This is a genomic window from Limimaricola soesokkakensis, assembly GCF_900172345.1.
In the GTDB taxonomy this organism is placed as follows: Bacteria; Pseudomonadota; Alphaproteobacteria; order Rhodobacterales; family Rhodobacteraceae; genus Limimaricola; species Limimaricola soesokkakensis.
Genome location: NZ_FWFY01000005.1, coordinates 138,628 through 157,655, shown reverse-complemented (window position 1 = coordinate 157,655; position 19,028 = coordinate 138,628). Strand labels below are relative to the sequence as shown.

General features: G+C 67.7%; 17 protein-coding genes. 15 read left to right on the top strand and 2 right to left on the bottom strand.

Annotated elements, in window-relative coordinates; all coding sequences use genetic code 11:
* Positions 1-20: 20 nt before the first annotated feature.
* The 6 genes from LOS8367_RS10380 to LOS8367_RS10355 all read left to right on the top strand — a co-directional run bounded on the left by LOS8367_RS10380 (position 21) and on the right by LOS8367_RS10355 (position 7,092).
* Positions 21-1,562: an ABC transporter substrate-binding protein gene (locus LOS8367_RS10380; protein ID WP_085896429.1), complete on the top strand. Its 1,542-nt coding sequence runs from the start codon at positions 21-23 to the stop codon at positions 1,560-1,562.
* 71 nt (positions 1,563-1,633) lie between these two features.
* On the top strand, positions 1,634-2,611 hold the full coding sequence (locus tag LOS8367_RS10375) for an ABC transporter permease (protein ID WP_085896428.1): 978 nt from the start codon (positions 1,634-1,636) through the stop codon (positions 2,609-2,611).
* Entirely contained in the window at positions 2,608-3,450 is an 843-nt protein-coding gene (locus LOS8367_RS10370; RefSeq protein ID WP_085896427.1) for an ABC transporter permease, read from the top strand. Before LOS8367_RS10375 ends, LOS8367_RS10370 begins: the two co-directional genes overlap by 4 nt.
* Positions 3,447-5,081 carry an ABC transporter ATP-binding protein gene (locus tag LOS8367_RS10365; RefSeq protein ID WP_085896426.1) on the top strand — a complete coding sequence of 545 codons (1,635 nt, stop codon included), beginning with the start codon at positions 3,447-3,449 and terminating at the stop codon, positions 5,079-5,081. Before LOS8367_RS10370 ends, LOS8367_RS10365 begins: the two co-directional genes overlap by 4 nt.
* Before the next feature lie 8 nt (positions 5,082-5,089).
* The gene (locus tag LOS8367_RS10360; protein ID WP_242665560.1) at positions 5,090-5,977 is read left to right on the top strand and encodes a 2-hydroxyacid dehydrogenase; all 888 of its coding nucleotides are present in this window, start codon (positions 5,090-5,092) and stop codon (positions 5,975-5,977) included.
* A 2-nt stretch (positions 5,978-5,979) separates the two neighbouring features.
* Positions 5,980-7,092 (top strand): NAD(P)/FAD-dependent oxidoreductase, encoded by a 1,113-nt coding sequence (locus LOS8367_RS10355; protein WP_085896424.1) that lies wholly within the window; start codon positions 5,980-5,982, stop codon positions 7,090-7,092.
* Positions 7,093-7,096: 4 nt separating this feature from the next.
* Here the strand turns inward: LOS8367_RS10355 and LOS8367_RS10350 are convergent, their stop codons facing one another.
* Positions 7,097-7,774 carry a GntR family transcriptional regulator gene (locus LOS8367_RS10350; RefSeq protein WP_085896423.1) on the bottom strand — a complete coding sequence of 226 codons (678 nt, stop codon included), beginning with the start codon at positions 7,772-7,774 and terminating at the stop codon, positions 7,097-7,099.
* A 132-nt stretch (positions 7,775-7,906) separates the two neighbouring features.
* Between LOS8367_RS10350 and LOS8367_RS10345 the strand changes: the two genes are divergently transcribed.
* The 8 genes from LOS8367_RS10345 to LOS8367_RS10310 all read left to right on the top strand — a co-directional run bounded on the left by LOS8367_RS10345 (position 7,907) and on the right by LOS8367_RS10310 (position 16,265).
* A complete protein-coding gene (locus tag LOS8367_RS10345) occupies positions 7,907-9,253 on the top strand; it encodes a glutamine synthetase family protein (RefSeq protein WP_085896422.1) in 1,347 nt (448 codons plus the stop codon).
* Positions 9,253-10,554, top strand: coding sequence for an NAD(P)/FAD-dependent oxidoreductase (locus LOS8367_RS10340; RefSeq protein WP_085896421.1), 1,302 nt, complete (start codon positions 9,253-9,255; stop codon positions 10,552-10,554). Before LOS8367_RS10345 ends, LOS8367_RS10340 begins: the two co-directional genes overlap by 1 nt.
* A 14-nt stretch (positions 10,555-10,568) precedes the next feature.
* Entirely contained in the window at positions 10,569-11,534 is a 966-nt protein-coding gene (gene speB / locus LOS8367_RS10335; RefSeq protein ID WP_085896420.1) for an agmatinase, read from the top strand.
* A gap of 311 nt (positions 11,535-11,845) precedes the next feature.
* On the top strand, positions 11,846-12,691 hold the full coding sequence (locus LOS8367_RS10330; RefSeq protein ID WP_085896419.1) for a cytochrome c oxidase subunit II: 846 nt from the start codon (positions 11,846-11,848) through the stop codon (positions 12,689-12,691).
* Entirely contained in the window at positions 12,688-14,460 is a 1,773-nt protein-coding gene (locus LOS8367_RS10325; protein ID WP_085896418.1) for a cbb3-type cytochrome c oxidase subunit I, read from the top strand. The genes LOS8367_RS10330 and LOS8367_RS10325 overlap by 4 nt, the downstream gene beginning before the upstream one ends.
* Positions 14,457-15,149: a cytochrome c oxidase subunit 3 family protein gene (locus tag LOS8367_RS10320; protein ID WP_085896417.1), complete on the top strand. Its 693-nt coding sequence runs from the start codon at positions 14,457-14,459 to the stop codon at positions 15,147-15,149. Before LOS8367_RS10325 ends, LOS8367_RS10320 begins: the two co-directional genes overlap by 4 nt.
* An 11-nt stretch (positions 15,150-15,160) precedes the next feature.
* Positions 15,161-15,874, top strand: a complete 714-nt coding sequence (locus tag LOS8367_RS10315; protein ID WP_085896416.1) for a heme-copper oxidase subunit III family protein — start codon at positions 15,161-15,163, stop codon at positions 15,872-15,874.
* 7 nt (positions 15,875-15,881) lie between these two features.
* Positions 15,882-16,265 carry a cytochrome C oxidase subunit IV family protein gene (locus LOS8367_RS10310; RefSeq protein ID WP_085896415.1) on the top strand — a complete coding sequence of 128 codons (384 nt, stop codon included), beginning with the start codon at positions 15,882-15,884 and terminating at the stop codon, positions 16,263-16,265.
* A 99-nt stretch (positions 16,266-16,364) separates the two neighbouring features.
* Here the strand turns inward: LOS8367_RS10310 and LOS8367_RS10305 are convergent, their stop codons facing one another.
* Positions 16,365-16,931, bottom strand: coding sequence for an EF-hand domain-containing protein (locus LOS8367_RS10305; RefSeq protein ID WP_085896414.1), 567 nt, complete (start codon positions 16,929-16,931; stop codon positions 16,365-16,367).
* Positions 16,932-17,336: 405 nt separating this feature from the next.
* On the opposite strand from LOS8367_RS10305, the gene LOS8367_RS10300 reads away from it, so the two are divergent.
* Positions 17,337-19,001 (top strand): BCCT family transporter, encoded by a 1,665-nt coding sequence (locus tag LOS8367_RS10300; RefSeq protein ID WP_085896413.1) that lies wholly within the window; start codon positions 17,337-17,339, stop codon positions 18,999-19,001.
* The last annotated feature ends 27 nt before the right edge of the window (positions 19,002-19,028 follow it).

Genomic DNA, 19,028 nt, shown 5'->3' with positions numbered 1-19,028 from the left:
CAGACCGACAGGGAAGACAGATGAAGCATTTGCTGACGACGAGTTTCCTCGTGGCCGCGGCCACCGGCGCCTTCGCGCAGGAGCAGGGCGGACGCCTCGACATCGTGGTGCAGCCCGAGCCGCCGAGCCTGATGCTCGGCCTCGTGCAGAACGGCCCCACGCAGATGGTCGCGGGCCATATCTACGAGAGCCTGCTGCGCTACGACACCGACCTCCAGCCGCAGCCATCGCTCGCCAAGAGCTGGGAGATCTCCGAGGACGGCCTCACCTACACCTTCCACCTGCACGAGGGCGTCACCTGGCATGACGGCGAGCCCTTCTCGGCCGAGGACGTGGTCTTCTCCGCCGACGAGTTCCTGCGCGAAACCCATTCGCGGCTGCGCGTCAGCCTGAACTACGTCGAGAGCATCACCGCTCCCGACGCCAATACGGTGGTGTTCCAGCTCTCCGAGCCCTTCGGCCCATTCATCAACAGCTTCGAGGCCGGCACCATGCCGATCGTGCCGAAGCACATCTATGCGGGCACCGACTACGCCAACAACGAAATGAACGCGACGCCGATCGGCACCGGCCCGTTCAAGTTCGAGGCCTGGGAAAAGGGCAGCCACATCCACCTCGTGAAGAACGAGGACTACTATCTCGACGGCAAGCCATATCTCGACGAGGTGTTCTTCCGCGTCATCCCCGACGCCGCCTCGCGCGCTGTCGCCTTCGAGACCGGCGAGGCCGACGTGCTGCCCGGCGGCTCGATCGAGAACTGGGACGTGGCGCGGCTGATGGAGGACGAGGACACCTGCTCGACCGGCGAGGGCTGGGAGTTTCTCGCGCCGCACAGCTTCATGTGGATGAACAACCGCGAGGGCCCGACCTCGGACGAGCGCTTCCGGCAGGCGGTGATGTACGCGATGGACCGCGAATTCGTGCGCGACGTGGTCTGGAACGGCTTTGGCAAGGTCGCGACCGGCCCGGTCAGCTCGCGCACCAATTTCTACACCGACGACGTCACCGATTACAGCCACGACCCCGACAAGGCCCGCGCCCTGCTCGAGGAGATGGGCTATGACGGCGAGCCGGTGCGCATCCTGCCCCTGCCCTATGGCGAGACCTGGCAGCGTTGGGCCGAAGCCGTGAAGCAGAACCTGCAGGAGGTCGGCATCGAGGTCGAGATCGACAGCGCCGACGTCGCGGGCTGGAACCAGAAGACCAGCGAGTGGGACTACGATCTCGCCTTCACCTATCTCTACCAGTACGGCGACCCGGCGCTCGGCACTGCGCGCAACTATCTCGAGGACCAGATCGAGAAGGGCAGCCCGTGGAACAACGTCGAGGGCTATCGCAACCCCGAGCTCGACGCGAAATGGGCCGAGGCGGCGGTGACGCTGGGCAAGGAGGAGCGCCAGAAGCTCTATACCGAGATCCAGCAGGAGATCGTCGAGGACGCGCCCGTGGCTTGGCTTCTGGAGCTGGAATTCCCGACGCTCTACGACTGCAAGGTGCAGGATCTGGTCACCACCGCCATCGGCGTGAACGACGGCCTGCGCGACACCTGGATCAAGCAGTGACGCGACGCTGACCCCGCCGGGGCGGCCCCGCCCGCCCCGGCGCCTCGCCATCGCAACGGAGAGCCCCCGGCATGGCCATCGCCACCACCGTCCTCGGACGGCTCATCAAGGCCGCGATCACGCTTCTGGCGATCGTGGTGCTGAACTTCCTGCTGATCCACGCCGCCCCCGGCGATCCCGCCGCCGTCATGGCGGGCGAGGCGGGCGCCGCCGACGAGATCTTCATCGCCCAGCTGCGCGAGCGTTTCGGCCTCGACCAGCCGCTCTACGTGCAGCTGTGGAACTATGTCGGCAACATCATCCAGTTCGATCTGGGCTACTCCTACCGGCAGGGCGCGCCGGTGTTCGACCTGATCATGGAGCGGCTGCCCGCGACATTGCTGCTGACCCTCACCGCCTTCGGCATCTCGCTGCTGTTCGGCGTCGCCATGGGCGTCGCCGCCTCGGCCCGGGTCGGCCGCGCCGGAGACAGCGTCATCACCGGCATCGCGCTGCTGTTCTACGCCACGCCGCTCTACTGGGCGGCGCTGATGGCGGTGCTGGTATTCTCGGTCTGGCTCGGCTGGCTACCCGGCTTCGGCTACGAGACGGTGGGCGGCGGTTTCACCGGGCTTTCCCGCGCCCTCGACATTCTCAAGCACCTGATCCTGCCCGCCACCACGCTGGGGCTGTTCTTCATGGCGGTCTACACTCGTATGACCCGCGCCTCGATGCTCGAGGTGGCGCAGATGGACTTCGTGAAGACCGCGCGCGCCAAGGGCCTGCCCGACCGGGTGATCCGCCGCCGCCACATCCTGCGCAACGCGCTCTTGCCGGTCGTCACCCTTGCCGGTCTTCAGGCCGGCCAGCTGGTCGGCGGCGCGGTGCTGACCGAGACGGTCTTCGCATGGCCCGGCATCGGACGGCTGATGTTCGAAAGCCTGCAGGCGCGCGACTACAACACGCTCCTGGGCGTGTTCCTGATCTCGGCCGCGATGGTCATCCTGTTCAACATCGTCACCGATCTCGTCTATCGGCTGATCGACCCCCGCATCGGAGCCACGCGATGAGCGATTTCTGGTCCCGCTTCTCCCGCAATCGCGGCGCGATCCTCGGCCTCGTGCTGCTCGCCGCCGTGATCATCGTGGCACTCATCGCGCCGCTGATATTCCCCAAGGGGCCATGGCAGATGGTGCAGCGCCCCTTCCTCACCCCCTTCGCGACCGAAGGCCTGCCCTTGGGCACCGACACGCTGGGCCGCGACGTCGCGGCGGGCCTCGCCTATGGCGCGCGGGTCTCGCTGCTCGTGGGTCTCGTCTCGACGCTGGTGGCGCTGGCCATCGGCGTGCCGCTGGGGGCGGTCGCAGGCTATTACGGCGGCTGGGTCGACGAGGCGGCGATGCGCTTTACCGAATTCTTCCAGACCATCCCCAACTTCGCGCTGGCCATCGTGCTGGTGGCGATCCTTGAGCCGACGCTCACTTCGATCACGCTGGCCATCGCCATCGTCTCATGGCCGCCCGTCGCCCGGCTCGTGCGGGCCGAAGTGCTGTCGTTGTCGAAACGCGAATTCGTCGATGCCGCGCAGCTTGCCGGGCTGTCGAACCGGCGCATCCTGCTGGGCCAGATCCTGCCCAACGCGATGTCGCCGATCATCGTCATGGCCTCGCTGATGGTCGCCACTGCGATCCTCCTCGAAAGCTCGCTCGCCTTTCTCGGCCTCGGCGATCCCAACATCATGTCATGGGGCTACATGATCGGCGCCGCGCGCACCGTGATCCGCTCGGCCTGGTGGCTGAGCTTCTTTCCCGGCCTCGCCATCGTCATCACCGTGCTGGCGCTGAACCTGATCGGCGAGGGGCTGAACGACGCGATGAACCCGCATCTCAACCGGAAGGGCCGGGCATGAGCGACACTGTCCTGCGCATCGAGAACCTGACCCTCGACCTGCCATCCGGCGCCGACCGCGCCCATGCCGTGCATGATCTGAGCTTCACGCTGGCGCGCGGCGAGGTGCTCTGCGTGGTGGGCGAGAGCGGTTCGGGCAAGTCGATGACCGCCAGCGCCCTGATGGGGCTGCTGCCGGGCGCGGTGACGATAGGCGGTGGCCGCGCGATCTTCGGCGGTCGCGACGTGCTGGCCCTGCCCGAGGCCGAGCGCCGCGCGCTCAGGGGCGCGAAGATCGGCATGATCTTCCAGGAGCCGATGACCGCGCTCAACCCGCTGATGCGGATCGGCGACCAGATATCGGAGGTGTTCGAGGCGCATGGGTTACTGACCCCGACCGAACGGCGCGCCCGCGCGCTAGCGCTGATCGAGGAGGTGGGCCTGCCCGATCCCAAGAAGATCATCCGCGCCTACCCGTTCCAGCTCTCTGGCGGCCAGCGGCAGCGGGCGATGATCGCCATGGCGCTGGCGCTCGAACCCGAGATCCTGATCGCCGACGAGCCGACCACCGCGCTCGACGTCACGACGCAGGCGCAGATCCTCGATCTGATCGCCGAGATCCGGCAAAGGCACGGCATGGCGGTGATGTTCATCACCCATGATTTCGGCGTCGTCGCCGAGATCGCCGACAGGGTCATCGTCATGCGCCATGGCGAAATGGTCGAGACCGGCCCGGCGGCCGAGGTGCTCGCGGCGCCCAAGCACGACTATACCCGCCGTCTGCTCGACGCGATCCCCTCGAACGCGGTGCCGCGCCCCGACCGGGTCACCGCCGCCCCGGCGCTGGAGATCCGCAACCTGCGCAAGACCTACCGCACCGGCGGCGGCTGGGGCCGCGCCGCGCGCGAGGTACGCGCCATCGACGACGTCTCGCTCACCATCGCCAAGGGCGAGGTGCTGGGCCTCGTGGGCGAAAGCGGCTCGGGCAAGTCGACGCTTGGCCGCGCCGTGGTGCGCCTCGTCGATCCGGACAGCGGCCGGATCCTAGTCGGTGGCGAGGACATGGCCGCGCTGGATGCGAACGCGCTGCGCCGCGCCCGCCGCCGGGTGCAGATGGTGTTCCAGGACCCCTACGCCTCGCTCAACCCCCGCGCGCGCATCCTGCGCTCGATCTCCGAGGGGCCGGTGGCGCAGGGCGTCGCGAAGCGCGACGCCGAGGCCCGCGCCCGCGAGCTTCTGGAGGTGGTCGGACTGGGCGCGGACGCCGCCGACCGCTACCCCCACGAGTTCTCGGGCGGCCAGCGCCAACGCATCGGCATCGCCCGAGCGCTTGCCATGGACCCCGACCTGATCATCGCCGACGAAGCGGTCTCGGCGCTCGACGTTTCTATCCAGGCGCAGGTGCTCGACCTGCTGCGCGATCTGCGCGCGCGGCTCGGCCTGTCGCTACTCTTCATCACCCATGACCTGAGGGTCGCGGCGCAGCTCTGCGACAGGATCGCCGTGATGCAGAAGGGACGGCTGGTCGAAATCGGCCCGGTCGACGAGGTGTTCCTGAACCCGCGCGACCCCTATACCCGCAGCCTGCTCGACGCGGTGCCCGGCGCGAGCTGGGCCGATGGCGGATCGCCCGCACGCGCCGAGGCGATCTGATGGGCCGCGTGCACAAGGGTGTCGCGCTCTGCGAGCGGCTTGACCTGATGCGCCTGTTCGGCCCGCATTTCGAGGCCGAACCCACGCTCGACCTGCGCCCGCCCGAGCGGATCGAGGATCCCGCAGAGATCGAGTTCGCCCTCGCCTGGCGGCCGGGCCAGGAGGCCTTCACCCCCTATCCCAACCTGCGCGCGGTCTTCTCCATCGCCGCAGGTACGGACGGGATCACGGCCAGCCGCTCCCTGCCCCGGGACATTCCGCTGATCCGGCTGCGCGATCCCGATCAGGCGCTGCAGATGGCGGGCTTCGCGGTGTTCCAGGTGCTCTGGCACCATCGCGGCATGGCCGATCTCATCGCGGCGCAGGCCCGGCACGAATGGGCCCGCCGCGCCGGCGGCGCCAGCCCGGCGCGGCGGCGCATCGGCATTCTCGGCCTCGGCTTCATGGGTCGGCAGATCGCCCGCAGCCTCGTGGCGCTCGGCTATCCCGTCACCAGCCTGACGCGCCGCCCGCCCGACCCCGAACCGGGCGTCACGCATCTGACCCAAAATCGACGCGCGGCGTTCCTCGCCGGGACCGACATCCTGATCAACGTGCTGCCGATGACGCCGGAAACGCGCGGCCTGCTCGACCAGACGCTGTTCGACGCGCTGCCGCGCGGCGCGGCACTGATCCAGATGGGCCGCGGCGGCCAGCTGGTCGAGGAGGACCTGCTCGCGGCGCTCGACAGCGGCCAGATCTCGGGCGCGTCGCTCGACGTCTTCGCGACCGAGCCGCTGCCGCGCGGCCACCCGTTCTGGGACCATCCGAAGATCCTCGTGACCCCGCATATCGCGGGCGAGGCGGAGGCCGGGGCGGTGGTTGAAAACGTGCGACGCGAAATGGAGGCGCTCTGAGCATGAGGGAAAACGACGTCATCGTGCTGGGCGGCGGTATCGCCGGGATCAGCGCCGCCGCCGAGATCGCCGCCGAGGCGCGCGTCACGGTGATCGAGGCCGAACCCTCGATCGGCTACCACGCGACGGGGCGGTCCGCCGCGCTGTTCATCCGCAACTACGGCAATGCCACGCTGCGCGCGCTCAACGCCGCCTCGGCCCCGTTCCTGGACGCGCCCGAAGGCGTTTCGGATCGCAGCCTGCTGTCTCCGCGCGGCGAGCTGCTGGTCGCAAACGAGAGCGAGATGGATGCCCTCGAGGCCTATGCAGACGGCGCCTCCGGGCTCGAGCGGCTGAGCCCCGCCGAGGCCGTGGAGGTCGTGCCGATCCTCAAGCGGGAGTGCATCGTGGCGGCGCTGCTCGAACGCGACGCGCAGGACATCGATGTCGATCGGATGCTTCAGGGCTACGCGCGACTGCTGCGCCTTCGGGGCGGGCGTATCGTGACCGGGCTGCGCGTTGGGGCGCTGCGGCACGAAGCCGGCCTGTGGCGGATCGAGACGGATGAGGGCCAGATCACCGCGCCGGTGCTGATCAACGCGGCCGGGGCCTGGGCCGACATGGTGGCCCGCGCCGCCGGGGCCGCGCCGCTTGGCATCACGCCGATGCGCCGCTCCGCCGCGATCCTGCCGATGCCCGAGGACGTGGCGCTTGACGACTGGCCGATGTTCGCCTCGGCCGCCGAGGGCTGGTACGCCAAGCCCGAGGCCGGAAAGCTGATGGTGTCGCCCGCAGACGAGGACCCCGTCGATCCGCATGACGCCTGGCCCGACGACATGGTCCTGGCCGAGGGGCTGCACCGCTACGAGCAGGCGGTGACCGTCCCGGTCAGCCGGGTCGAAGGCAGCTGGGCTGGCCTGCGCAGCTTCGCGCCCGATCGCAGTCCCGTCGTCGGCTTCGATCCGGCGCGGACCGGGCTGTTCTGGCTTGCCGGACAGGGCGGCTACGGCGTGCAGACCGCCCCGGCCCTGTCGCGGCTCGCCGCGGATCTCTGTCTCGACCGGGCCTCCGCCCTGCCGCAGCACGTCGTCTCTGCCCTCTCGCCGGGCCGGTTCGCGACGGCGGTATCGGGCTGACCGATCAGCCTCGATCCTCCGCGAGGACCAGCTGGCCCGCCTGCTGGATGCCGTCCCGGATGTCGTCCTCGATCGCGCGGACCAGCGCCCCGCAATCGCGCTCCCGCAGGGCGCGCAGGATCTCCTTGTGGCGGTCGACGAGATAGAACTGCCGCACGTCGCGGATCACCCGCCGCTGGAACGGGCCGAGCTGGAGCCAGACGCTTTCGATCGCGGGCATCGCCTGCTGATGCGGGTTGGCGGTGTAGAGCAGCCGGTGGAACGCGTGGTTCGAGGTGGTCAGCGCATCGAAATCGCCAGCGCGGACATGACCATCCATCCGGTCGTCGATGAGAGCCAGCTCGTCGATCAGCACCTGCGACACGTAGGGCAGCGCGCGGCGCGCCGCGTGCCCCTCAAGCGCGCGACGCAGGCTCACGATCTCCTCGAACCGCTCCGGCGTCATTCCGGGAATGCTGATGCGGCGATTGCCCAGAAGCTCGATCGCCCGCTCAGAGCCGAGCCGCCGCAGCGCCTCGCGGATCGGGGTCGGGCTGATCCCCATGCAATCGGCAAGGCCGCGGATCGTCAGCGTGCTCTCGGGCTGTACCGCCCCCACCATGATGGCGTTGCGCAGCCTTGCATAGACATAGTCCTGCGCAGTCACGAAGCCCTCGCGCGGGAGGTCGGGCAGATCCAGCATGACATCCCCTGTTCCGGTCGCATCACCACGGCAGGCGCGATGGCAGACGCGATCGCGATTGACACAGCCATATCGGACTGTCATGCAAAAAGGTATCACAAATCTGAAAATTGTATCTCGATTGGCCCCGGCATGAACGAAGACGAACCGATCTCAGCCCCCGCGCCGCAGGAGCTCGAAAACATCTTCGGCTGCGTCTGCGACCTGAACGGCGTGCTGCGCGGCAAGCGGATGCCGGCGGACCAGCTCGACAAGGTAATGGCCGGCACGGTGCGGATGCCGTTGTCGATCTGCGGCCTCGACATCTGGGGCGAGGATATCGAAGGCGGCGCCATGGTGTTCGAGACCGGCGACGCCGACGGGGTCTGCGTGCCCACCGGCCGCGGCGCCATGCCGATGAGCTGGACCCGCAAGCCGACGGCGCTGATCCCGCTGTGGATGAACGAGGAGAGCGGCGCGCCGTTCCTCGGCGATCCGCGCCGAGCCCTGCACAACGTCGTCGAACGCTTCAAAGCGCATGGCCTGACGCCGGTGGTGGCGACCGAGCTGGAGTTCTACCTGATCGACCCGTCGGGCGATTATCCCGCCCCGCCCTGCTCGCCGGTCACCGGCAAGCGGCTGACCTCGGACGGCGCGCTCTGCCTCGACGAGCTGGAGCATTTCGACGCCTTCCTCAACGACGTCTATGCCGCCTGCCACAGCCAGGGCATCCCCGCCGACAGCGCCATCTCCGAGAATGGCGCCGGGCAGTTCGAGATCAACATGCGCCACGTCGCCGACCCGCTGCGCGCGGCCGATGACGCGCTGCTGTTCAAGCGGGTGGTGCGCGGCATCGCCCGGCAGCACGGCTTCGCCGCGACCTTCATGGCCAAGCCCTATGGCGACCGCGCCGGTTCGGGCTTCCACGTGCACATGTCGATCGTCGATGACGAGGGCCGCAACCTGTTCGACGATGGCGGCGACGACGGCACGCCGATGATGCTGAACGCGGTTGCGGGCCTTCTGGAGACGATCCAGCAGAACGCGCTCATCTTCGCGCCGCATGAGAACAGCTTCCGACGGCTGCTGCCCGGCGCGCACGCGCCATCCAACGTCGCATGGGGCTACGAGAACCGCACCGTGGCGATCCGCATCCCCGGCGGCGACCATCGGGCGCGGCGGATCGAGCACCGGGTCGCCGGCGCCGACGCCAACCCCTACCTGGTGCTGGCCTCGGTGCTGGGCGGCGCGCTTCTGGGGATCGAACGCGAGCTGACGCCGCCGCCGGCGATCACCGGCGACGCCTACAGCCTCGACCTGCCGCACCTGCCGCTGGACTGGGCCACCGCGATCCGCGCCTTCCAGAACGGCACTCTGGTGACCGAGATCTATTCCCGCCGGCTGCAGAAGATGTTCGTCGAGGCCAAGAAGCAGGAGCAGGCCCGATTCAACCGGCACGTCACCGAACTGGAATTCCATAGCTATCTGGAGATCGTCTGATGGCCGCATCCTACGCGGGCAACGGAAGCCACACCGGCTCCTACTACGCCGCCTCGGCCAACCCCTCGCCCGAGCGTCCGGCCCTGACGGGCGAGCACGACACCGAGATCTGCGTCGTCGGCGCGGGCTATAGCGGGCTGTCCACGGCGCTGCATCTCGCCGAGAAGGGCCACAAGGTCACGATGCTGGAAGGCGCGCGCGTCGGCTGGGGCGCTTCGGGCCGCAATGGCGGGCAGATCGTCAACGGGCTGAACGCCTCGCTCTCGACCATCGAGAAGCGCTATGGCCGCGACACCGCGACATTCGTGGCGTCTCTGGTGCAGGAGGGCGGCGAGATCATCCGCGAGCGGGTCGCGCGCTACGACATCAACTGCGACCTGAAGCAGGGCAACATATTTACCGCCATCACCGGCGCGCATATGCGCGAGCTCGAGGCGCGCCAGAAGCTCTGGCAGGGCTATGGCATCGACAACCAGGTGATGCTCGACAAGTCTCGGCTGCGCGAGCATATCGGCTCGGATTTCTACGCGGGCGGGCTGCTCGACACGACTGGCGGCCACATCCACCCCCTGAACCTCGCGCTCGGCGAGGCCGCGGCGGTGGAACGCAATGGCGGCGTGATCCACGAGATGTCGCCCGTCATCTCGGTCGATACCCAGGCCGCGCGACCCGTCGTGAAGACCGAAAAGGGCACGATCCGCTGCGACCGGCTGGTGCTGTGTGGCAATGCCTATCTCGGCCACGTGGTGCCGGAACTCGCACCGCGCGTGATGCCGGTCTCGACCCAGATCATGGCGACGGAGCCGCTCTCCGAGGAGCTGGCCGCCGAGCTTCTTCCCAAGGATGAATGCGTCGAGGACGTACGCTACATCCTCGACTACTACCGGCTCTCGGCCGACAAGCGGATGCTGTTCGGCGGCGGCACCGTCTATGGCGGCACCGACCCCAAGGACATCAAGGCCAAGCTCAAGCGCAACATGGACAAGGTCTTCCCGCAGCTGAAATCGGCGCGGATCGACTACGCGTGGTCGGGCAATTTCGCGCTGTCCTTCAGCCGGGTGCCGCAGATGGGCCGGATCGGCGCCAACACCTATTTTGCGCATGGCTATTCCGGCCACGGCGTCACCGGATCGCACACCTTCGGGCGCATCCTGGCCGAGGCGATCCACGGCGACGCCTCGCGCTTCGACGTCTTCGCGGCGCTGCCCTGGATTCCCTTCCCCGGCGGCCGGGCGTTGCGCGTGCCCTATTCGGTGATGGGCAGCTGGTATTATGGGCTGCGCGACAGGCTCGGAATCTGAAGGTGACCCAAGACATGCAGCAGGGCGACCAGGCGTTCCGGCGCGGCGAGACGCGGGGGCGCTGGCCCGAGATGACCTATGGCGGCGCGCTGAGCTTCCTTCGCCGCAGCTATTCCCGCGATCTCGCGGGCGTCGATGTGGTGGTGTCCGGCGTGCCCTTCGACGCCAGCGTCACCAACCGCCCCGGCTGCCGCTTCGGCCCGGCGGCGATCCGCGCCGCCTCGACCCAGCTTGCCGAGCTCAAGGCCTTTCCATTCGGTTTCGACCCGTTCGAGACGCTCTCGGTGATCGACTGGGGCGACTGCATGATTGATCCGCACCACCCGATGAGCGTGGCACCCGCCATCGAGGCCCATGCCGACGCGATCCTCGCCTCCGGCGCGCGGATGCTGACGCTGGGCGGCGACCATTCGATCTCCTACCCGCTCCTGAAGGCGCATGCGAAGAAGTATGGGCCGATCGCACTGCTGCAGTTCGACGCGCATTGCGACACCTGGGAGGATGACGGCAAGCGGCTCGACCACGGCACCATGTTCGCCCGCGCCGCGGCCGAGGGCGTGATCGACGTGTCCCGCTCGACGCAGCTGGGGCTGCGGACCTTCAACGACCACGACCACGGCTTCGAGATTCTCACCGCGCCCTGGCTGCACCGCAACGGCATCGACGCCGCGCTCGATCTGCTGCGCGACCGGGCTGGCGACGCGCCGGTCTATCTGAGCTTCGACATCGACGGTCTCGACCCGGCCTTCGCGCCGGGCACCGGCACGCCGGTCGCGGGCGGGCTGGCCTCGTGGCAGGCGCTGGAACTGGTGCGCGGCCTTGGCGAGCTGAACCTCGTCGGCATGGATGTGGTCGAGGTCTCGCCACCCTATGACCATGCCGAGATCACTGCCATCGCCGCCGCCACCGTGGCGCATGACTGGCTCTGCCTGCTGGCGCGCGAGGCAGGTGCCGCGCCGCGCGAGGTGGGTCGCCTCTGACCGGCGCGGGGCCGAGAACCGGGCCCCGCCACGTCACCCACCTGCTCTCTGGACGAGCACTGGACCCAGCGCCCGGGTCCGCCCCCCGGCCTGCGAAGTGTCGAGCGGGCTTGTACTTCGCAATTCGGACCACCCGGGCCGCGCCCTCATGACGCGGGGGCAGACTCCTGCCCGGGCGCAGGGCGCCCTTTCGGGGCGCCATCGCATGCCGCTGGAAAATTTCCCGAAATTCGGCTATGGTCGCTTCACTTCGCAAGATTGCCACGCGCCTGCACCCGAGACCTGCGCCCCCGCGTGGAAGGGACATCGCCATGATCGTTGCGGCTAGTCTGGTTCTGATTGTTCTGTTTTCCGTGGCGTTCCATCTGGTCAGCCCATGGTGGTGGACGCCCATCGCCTCGAACTGGGGCTATATCGACACCACGCTGGTCATCACCTTCTGGATCACCGGCGCCGTCTTCACGGCGGTGGTGCTGTTCATGGCGTGGTGCGTGTTTCGCTACCGCCACAAGCCCGGCCGCGTCGCCCATTACGAACCCGAGAGCAAGCGGCTGGAGATCTGGCTCACGGCGCTGACCGCGCTCGGCGTCGCGGCGATGCTGGCGCCGGGGCTGGTGGTCTGGAACCGGTTCATCACCGTGCCCGATGACGCCACCGAGATCGAGGTTGTGGCCCAGCAATGGTTCTGGAGCTATCGGCTGCCCGGCGCGGATGGGCAACTCGGCAGCTCGGACGTGACCTGGATCTCGGCCGACAACCCGCTCGGGCTCAACCCGCATGACCGGTTAGGTGCCGACGACGTGGTGATCGACGGCGGCGACTTGCACCTGCCGATCGGCAAGCCGGTGAAGGTGCTGCTCCGCTCGGTCGATGTGCTGCATGATTTCTACGTGCCCGAATTCCGCGCCAAGATGGACATGGTGCCCGGCATGGTCACCTATTTCTGGTTCACCCCCACTCGCACCGGCGAGTTCGAGGTGCTCTGCGCCGAGCTTTGCGGCACCGGGCACGGCTACATGCGCGGCTACGTGCTGATCGACGAGGAGGCCGAATACGAGGCCTGGCTCGGCGAGCAGCTCACCTTCGCGGGACTGCCCGCGGGCGAAGGGGTGCAGGTCGCGAATACCGCGGAGCCGATCGGAGGGAGCGATCCATGAGCAGCGTCAGCGAAGACCCCGACACGGGCATTCCGCCCGCCGAAGTGCCCGACCTGCCGCCGCCACATGCCCACGGCTTCTGGTCGCGCTGGGTCTTTTCGCAGGACGCCAAGTACATCGCGCTTCAATATTCCGGCACCGCCATCGCCATCGGCCTCGTCGCCCTCGTCCTGTCATGGCTGATCCGGATGCAGCTCGGCTTTCCGGGCGTGTTCGACTTCATCTCGGCCGAGGCCTATTACCAGTTCATCACTATGCACGGCATGATCATGGTGGTCTACCTGCTCACGGCGATCTTCCTCGGCGGCTTCGGCAACTACCTGATCCCGCTGATGGTCGGCGCACGGGACATGGTGTTTCCCTTCGTCAACATGCTGAGCTTCTGGGTGTATTTCCTCGCCGTGGTGGTACTCGCGGCGAGCTTCTTCGCGCCCGGCGGACCAACCGGCGCGGGCTGGACGCTCTACCCGCCGCAGGCGATCCTGTCGGGCACGCCGGGCGGCACGCAGTGGGGCATCGTGTTGATGCTGGTGTCGCTGATCCTGTTCATCATCGGCTTCACCATGGGCGGGCTGAACTACGCCGTCACCGTGCTGCAGGCGCGTACGCGCGGCATGACATTGATGCGAATGCCGCTGACCATCTGGGGTATCTTCACCGCCACGGTGATGGCGCTGCTGGCCTTTCCGGCGCTGTTCGTGGCGAGCGTGATGATGCTGTTCGACCGGCTCCTTGGCACCTCCTTCTTCATGCCGGCGCTGGTGGAGATGGGCGAGCAGCTGAGCTATGGCGGCGGCTCGCCGATCGTGTTCCAGCACCTGTTCTGGTTCTTCGGCCACCCCGAGGTCTACATCGTGGCGCTGCCGGCCTTCGGCATCGTGTCGGACCTGATCGCGGTGCATGCGCGCAAGAACATCTTCGGCTACCGGATGATGGTCTGGGCCATCGTCATCATCGGGGCGCTGTCTTTCATCGTCTGGGCGCACCACATGTACGTCTCGGGCATGCATCCCTATTTCGGCTTCTTCTTCGCCACCACGACGCTGATCATCGCGGTGCCCACCGCGCTCAAGGTCTACAACTGGATCCTGACGCTGTGGCGCGGCGACATTCACCTGACATTGCCGATGCTCTTCGCGCTCGGCTTCATCGTCACCTTTCTCAATGGCGGCCTCACCGGCCTCTTTCTCGGCAACGTGGTGGTCGACGTGCCGCTGTCGGACACGATGTTCGTGGTGGCGCATTTCCACATGGTGATGGGTGTCGCGCCGATCATGGTGATCTTCGGCGCGATCTATCACTGGTTCCCGCTGATCTCGGGGCGAATGCTGTCACACAGGATGGGGCTGATCCATTTCTGGGTCACCTTCATCGGCGCCTACGCGATCTTCTTCCCGATGCATTACGTGGGTCTGGTCGGCGTGCCGCGCCGCTATCCCGACATCTCGGCGAGCTTCGTGCCCGACAGTGTGGCCACGCTCAACGCCTTCATCACCGTCGCGGCGCTGACCGTGGGCGCGGCGCAGATGCTGTTCCTGTTCAACGTCGCGTGGAGCCTCGCACGGGGCCGCAAGGCCGGCCACAACCCATGGCGCGCCGCCTCGCTCGAATGGCAGACGCCCGAGGTGCCGCCGCGACACGGCAACTGGGGCGAGGAACTGCCATTGGTCTATCGCTGGGCCTATGACTACTCGGTGCCCGGCGCGCCGCGCGACTTCATCGCGCAAGACGATCCCGGCCACCGCGCCAGCTGGAGCCACGTGCCATGAGCATCGTGCTGGGCTTCGTGGCGCTTGTGGCCGTGATCGCGCTGACATGGCTCTGGCGGCAGGGCGTGGCGGAGCGGCCATGGCTCGAGACCGGCGCCGTCACCCGAAGCCCCTCCCCCGGCAGCCAGCCCACGGGCCGGGCCGGGCTCGGCGTGTTCCTGATCGTCGCGGGCGGGCTCTTCGCGCTGGCGGGCAGCGCGGTCACCATGCGGATGGGCTATGCCGACTGGTTCGAGATGCGGCTGCCGCGCGTGGTCTGGGCCGGCACCGCGCTCCTGGCGCTGAGCAGCCTCGCGCTGCAGGCCGCCGTCTTCGCCGCCCGGCGCGGCGACGGGCCGGGCCTCGCGCGCTGGATCGGTGCGGGCGCGGCGAGCATGGCGGCGTTCCTACTGGCGCAGGGCCTCGCATGGGCGCGAATGGCGGAAACCGGTCAGGGCCTCGCGGCGACGCCGGGGGCGAGCTTCTTCTACCTGATCTCCGGGCTGCACGGGCTGCATATCCTCGGCGGACTTGTGGCGCTGGCGCGGGTGGCCACGCGGCTGCGCGCGGGGCCCGGCGCCGCCGCGCCCGCCGTCGCGCTCTGCGCGATCTACTGGCATTTTCTGCTGATCGTCTGGATCGCCATGCTGGCGATCCTCACCGGCTGGGCCAGCGACGCCGCCGCGCTGTGCCGGGCGATCCTGAGCTGAGGGAGACGAGCATGACCGACGCCACCGCCCAGAGATCACCGCCCCGCCCGAACGGGCTCGAAGGGGTCGCCGCGGACTGGGCCTCGGACCAGAGGGCGTTCAAGACCGCCTCCTGGGGCAAGGCGATGATGTGGATCTTCCTGCTGAGCGACACCTTCGTCTTCGCGATCTTCCTCATCTCCTACATGTCAGCGCGCAGCTCGACCGAGGTCGAATGGCCCAATGCCAGCGAGGTCTTCGCGCTGCATGTCGGCCAGACCGAACTGCCGCTGCTGCTGATCGCGATCATGACCTTCGTGCTGATCTCGTCCTCTGGGACGATGGCGATGGCGGTGAACTTCGCCTATGCGCGCAACCGCAAACGCACCGCGCAGCTGATGTTCGCCACCGCCGCGCTCGGCGCGCTCTTCGTCGGCATGCAGGCCTTCGAGTGGACGAAGCTGATCTCCGAGGGCGTGCGGCCATGGGGCAATCCATGGGGGGCCGAGCAGTTCGGCGCGACCTTCTTCATGATCACCGGCTTTCACGGCACCCATGTCAGCTTCGGGGTGCTGTTCCTGCTGATCGTCGCGAACAAGGTCCGCAAGGGCGAATTCGACAGCGGCCGAAGGACATGGCTCTGTCGCGAGAAGGGCGATTACGAGGCGGTGGAGATCATGGGCCTCTACTGGCACTTCGTCGACCTCGTCTGGGTCTTCATCTTCGCGTTCTTCTACCTGTGGTGAGGGAAACATGACGCATGCCGCCGCCTCCGACACCCATGCCTCGCACGAGGGGCAGGCCCATCCGATCCGGCTCTACCTCACCTGCTGGGGCTTCCTGTTCGTGCTCAGCGCCGCCTCCTACATGGTGGATTACGCGCAGCTTCAGGGCGCGTTGCGCTGGAGCCTGATCCTGATCTTCATGGTGCTGAAAGCCGGGCTGATCGTCGCGGTGTTCATGCATATGGCATGGGAACGGCTGGCACTCGTCTATGCGATCCTGCTGCCGCCGCTCGCCGCGCTGGTCTTCATGGGGATCATGCTGGCGGAGTCCGACTACACGCTGCAATCGCGGACGACCTATCTCTCCGGCGATCCGGACCTCGCCGTCGCGCGGGAGGGCGGGCATGAATAGGCCGCGACCCGGGGGAGGACGGATCGCGGCGCGGATCGCCGGGTAGGGAGACGGTCCGGCTCGGCGGGGCCCGGTGAGACCCCGCCAAGAGGAGAGCGTTCAGCGGCGGCGGTCGGCCGGGCTGATCGCGCCGTCGCCGTCACGATCCATCCGCTCGAGCAGGGGGTCGAGACGGGCATCGATCTCGCCCTCGACGATCTCGCCGTCGCCATCGGCGTCGAACGCCTGGAAGGCATCGACCATGCGCTCGCGCATGAAGGCGTTGTAGAGCGTCTCGAACTCCTCGATCGTCAGCGCGCCGTCACCCGACGCATCGGCGCTCTCGACCTGCGCGGCGCGGAAAGCCTCGATCTCCTCCAGCGTCAGGCTGCCATCGCCGTCGGCATCGGCCTGGGTCATGATCTGCTGCATCATCATGCCGCCATGCGGCCCGCCATGCCCGGCCCCGCGACCATGGTGCCGGCCGCCCCGGCGGTCCTCGTCGCCGCCGCGATGCATGCGCGGGCCGCGCTCATCGGTCGCGGGCGCGTCGGCGGGCGCGGCCTGCGCGGTCGCGGCGGCCGGCTCCTGAACCGGCGACTGGCTTTGCGCGGTGGCGACGGCGGCGCCGGCACCCAGCAGCGCGGTCACGAGGAAGGCGGTGGGAAGAAGCGTGTTCGGTTTCATGTCTTGGCCCTTTTCTGGGTTGTCTGTCCGGCGTCGTCATCGGCGCCGTGTCGATCACTTGGGCCTTCCTGCCAGCTGGATAAGAGCCGCGCCACGCAGGCTTTGTCGCCGTCTGTCGCAGCGCCGCGACGCGATACAGGTCGCGACAAATCCCTCTGGTTTTCCCTCGGAAACAGCCTGCGAAACCACGATCACCGGCACCTGACCCGCCCCTCGCGGCCTCTTGTTCACGCCTGGAACACGGGGTTGCGGGACCTGTGGATGCCCGCTCCCTCGGCATCGGCAGATCGCCGCCACCTGCTCCACGCTCCGGTTTTCGTGACGGAACCTGCCGAAAGATAATGTGAACGACATCGGGCCAAGCGCGTTGAGCCCCAATTGATTGGCAGGAGCGAGGACGAGATCATGTCAGGCATGCGACCGCAGGAGCGGTTCTGGATATTTCCAAAGGTCAACCGACCGGTCTTCATCGTCTCGGCGGCGTTGATCATCGGGTTCATCTTGTTCGGCGCGCTCTTCAACGATCTCGCCAACACGGTCTTCACCGGTATCCAAGGCTGGCTCGCCGGATATTTCGGCTGGGCGATGATCATCCTAATCAACCTCCTGCTGGTCTTCGTGATCTTCATGGGAGTCGGGCCCTTCGGCGATGTCCGGCTGGGCCGGATGGACGAGAACCCGGAATATTCGCTGTTCTCCTGGACCGCGATGCTGTTCTCGGCGGGCATCGGCATCGGCCTGATCTACTGGGGCGTGGCCGAGCCGATGTATCACTACTTCGCGCCCCCCATGGCCGACCCCGAAACCGTGCAGGCGGCGCAGGAGGCGATGGCGATCAGCTTCATGCATTGGGGCTTTCACGCCTGGGGCATCTACGCGGTGGTGGCGCTGGCGCTGGCCTATTTCCACTTCCGCAAGGGGCTGCCGCTGGCGATCCGCTCGGCGCTCTACCCGCTGATCGGCGACCGGATCTACGGGTTCTGGGGCGATCTCGTCGACATCGTCGCGGTGTTCGGCACCATGTTCGGCATCGTCACCTCGCTGGGCCTCGGCGCCACGCAGGTCAATGCCGGCCTGAACGAGCTGTTCGGCGTGCCCAACAACGTGGTGGTCCAGATCCTCATCATCGCCGCGATCACCGGCATGGCGACGCTCTCGGTCGTCGCCGGTCTCGATGGCGGCATCAAGCGGCTCTCCAACATCAACATCATCCTGACGCTCGTCTTCCTCGCCTTCATGGTGATCGTCGGCCCGACGCTGTTCATCCTCGACAGCTTCGTCGACAATTACGGCTACTACCTGAGCCGCTTCATCCAGCTCGGCACCTGGAACGAGGGCTGGCAGGGCGGCAATGACGGCGGCAACTGGCAGGAAAGCTGGACCATATTCTACTGGGCCTGGTGGGTCAGCTGGGCGCCCTTCGTCGGCGTCTTCGTGGCCCGGATCAGCCGTGGCCGCACCGTGCGCGAATTCATGTTCGGGGTGATGCTGCTGCCCTGCTCGATCATGTTCTTCTGGTTTACCGCCTTCGGCGGCACCGCGATCTCGATCTCGCTCGCCGGCGATCCGACGCTGGTCGACGCCACGCGCGAGAACTACGCCAACACCATGTTCGCCCTGCTCGACTACTTCCCCTTCTCGGGCGTGACCTCGTTGTTCGCGACGATCCTGATCGTGATGTGGTTCGTGACCTCCTCGGATTCGGGCAGCTTCGTGATCGACATGCTGACCGCCGGCGGCGATCCGAACCCGCCCAAGGTGCAGCGCATCTTCTGGGCGGTGTCCGAAGGCGCGGTGGCCTCGGTGCTGCTGCTCGCGGGCGGTCTCGGTGCGCTGCAAGCGGCGGCGGTGATCGCGGGCTTCCCCTTCGCGGTGGTGCTGTGCCTGATCGCATGGGGCCTCGTGCGGGCGCTGCGCTGGGACAACCTGATGGTCCATCGACACCGTCAACGGTTCCGCAGCGATGCCGAGGCCGAGCATAACATGGGCACCGACGTGCATGACGCCTATGCCCAGCTCGGCACCGCCTCCGCCCGGACCGACGCGGCCGAAGGCGCCCCGGCGGAGTGACGAAACGCCGGCGTCCTGCGCCGGGCC